This window comes from Paenibacillus sp. 01L418 (genome assembly GCF_056400045.1).
In genome coordinates this window covers 1-2,347 of sequence record NZ_JBFTSN010000655.1, presented here as the reverse complement: position 1 = coordinate 2,347, position 2,347 = coordinate 1, and the positions used below count along the sequence as shown (strand labels likewise).

At 43.1% G+C, this 2,347-nt stretch carries 2 protein-coding genes and 1 pseudogene; all 3 read left to right on the top strand.

Translation table 11 applies throughout. The annotated features are described in order from the left end of the window. Positions 1-462: pseudogene (locus AC1DSE_RS34235) on the top strand (flavoprotein); the annotation flags it as partial. Between the two features lie 301 nt (positions 463-763). Further along, on the top strand, positions 764-1,096 hold the full coding sequence (locus AC1DSE_RS34230) for an ArsR/SmtB family transcription factor (RefSeq protein ID WP_477529010.1): 333 nt from the start codon (positions 764-766) through the stop codon (positions 1,094-1,096). Continuing rightward, positions 1,093-2,347, top strand: a 1,255-nt coding sequence (locus tag AC1DSE_RS34225; protein ID WP_477529009.1) for an arsenic transporter, incomplete at its 3' end; no start/stop codon positions are given. The genes AC1DSE_RS34230 and AC1DSE_RS34225, both read left to right, overlap by 4 nt.

The window sequence follows — 2,347 nt, the reverse complement described above, 5'->3', positions numbered from 1 at the left end:
GAATTAAAGGAGAGTAACGGGAAAATTCATGTTATCGGTACGATTGGATCAGAGAAAGCTTTTATTGACGGTGTCGACGAGATCGTATGCAACACAGGCTCACGTCCTGATTTATCATTTGTCCGTGAGGTAAGAGTGATGATGGACCCGAGTCTTGAAAGTGCATATGAGTTAGCGCCACTAATCGATCCAAACGTTCATAGCTGCGGTACAGTTAGACCTCATGGTGAACTCGAATTACGTCAACCTGAGAAAGATTTTTACATTGTGGGTGCCAAAAGCTATGGAAGAGCACCGACCTTCTTAATGACAACCGGCTATGAGCAAGTTAGATCGATTGTAGCCGCTTTAGTGGGGGATATGGAGTCTGCTCGTAAAGTAGAGCTGGAATTGCCGGAGACAGGTGTTTGTAGCATTGGTGTCGGCGGCGGAGACAGTTGCTGTGGACCAGATCAAAAGTAGAAATAATATACGATGTTCCAGCAAGTAATTTGCCTAGTATTCTAGGAATACCGAAATGTTCCGTCTACTTTCGTAGCCAGTATGAGCAACGTTCTACTTCAAACAACCTAAAACAAAGGGCATTTATTTAATCTAATGCCCTTTGTTTTGTTTATTTAGGAAGAAGGGGCGACTTTGAATGGTTATAAACACTCGAAATTTTCACATCTCATCATATTCGCCATTGATTATATAAGTAGTTAGTTATATAATTATGAAATGAAAAGAAGCCAACGGGAGAAAACAGAGGGAGGTACTACATATGGAGCAAACGATACAGGAAATGGCCGAGGCTTATAAATTATTAGCCGATAAAACGCGGTTAACCAYCGTAGCACTGCTCAAAGAAAAGGAACTATGTGTATGTGATATCACTGACATTATCGGGATGTCTCAGCCAAATGCCAGCCAGCATCTACGAAAACTAAAATCAGCCGGACTTCTAAATGAAAAGAAAAAAGGGCAGTGGGTATATTACTCCCTTAATCCGGATGCGGAAGCCTATGTACAGTGCGTGTATCCGTACCTGCCTTCCATGAAAGAAAAAATAGCAGGCTTAAAAAATAACAGCTGTGATACACAGGGGGAAGTATGACACTCATTGCCATTTTAATCTTTTTGCTTACGCTCACGTTTGTAATCTGGCAACCAAAAGGACTAAGTATTGGTTGGTCGGCAGCTGCCGGAGCTATTCTGGCTCTTCTGTTTGGCGTCGTAAGCTTTGCTGATGTTAGTACGGTTACGGGTATTGTTTGGAATGCTACGCTTGCCTTTGTAGCCATTATCGTAATATCGCTTCTTTTAGATGAAATCGGCTTTTTCGAATGGGCGGCGCTTCACATGGCGCGGCTCGCACAAGGCAATGGAAAACTTATGTTTGTTTATGTTGTTCTTCTTGGTGCAGCAGTATCGGCATTCTTTGCCAATGACGGCGCCGCGCTTATTTTAACACCTATTGTGCTTGCGATGGTGCGTGCACTCAAATTTGATCAGAAAATGATTTTGCCATTCATTATGGCCAGCGGTTTTATCGCAGACACAACTTCGCTCCCTTTTGTAATCAGTAACCTCGTTAATATCGTTTCCGTTGATTTTTTTGGAATCGGCTTTATCGAGTATGCTAGCCGGATGATTATTCCGAACTTTTTTTCGCTGCTGGCGAGCCTTCTGGTCTTGTTTTTGTTCTTCCGTAAAAGCATCCCAGGTCACTACGATTTAAAACAGCTCAAGAAGCCGTCTGAAGCCATAAAAGATAAGAAGATGTTCCGAATTTCATGGGTAATCTTAGCCATGTTACTTCTCGCATACCTTGTAATTCAATACATTCATGTTCCAATTTCCGTCATAGCAGGCGTCGCTGCAATCTTGTTTATTTTAGCTGCTCGACGCAGCCCGGCTATTCAAACTTGGAAGCTGGTCAAGGGCGCTCCTTGGGCAGTTGTCATCTTCTCCATTGGCATGTACGTGGTTGTTTATGGACTTCGTAATGTGGGACTTACAGATGAACTAGGAAAAGTCATACAAGCCATCGCCGACAAGGGACTATTCATCTCCACTATCGGTATGGGATTCCTTGCTGCGATATTGTCTTCGGTCATGAACAATATGCCAACCGTGATGATCGATGCACTAGCCATAAAAGGAACAGCAACGCAAGGCGTCATTCGTGAATCTTTGGTGTATGCCAACGTTATCGGCAGTAATTTGGGACCTAAGATGACACCCATCGGATCGCTCGCGACACTTTTGTGGCTGCACGTATTATCACGTAAGGGTGTAAAAATCACATGGGGAAATTATTTTAAAACGGGTATCATTCTCACGATCCCAACACTCTTTATCACAT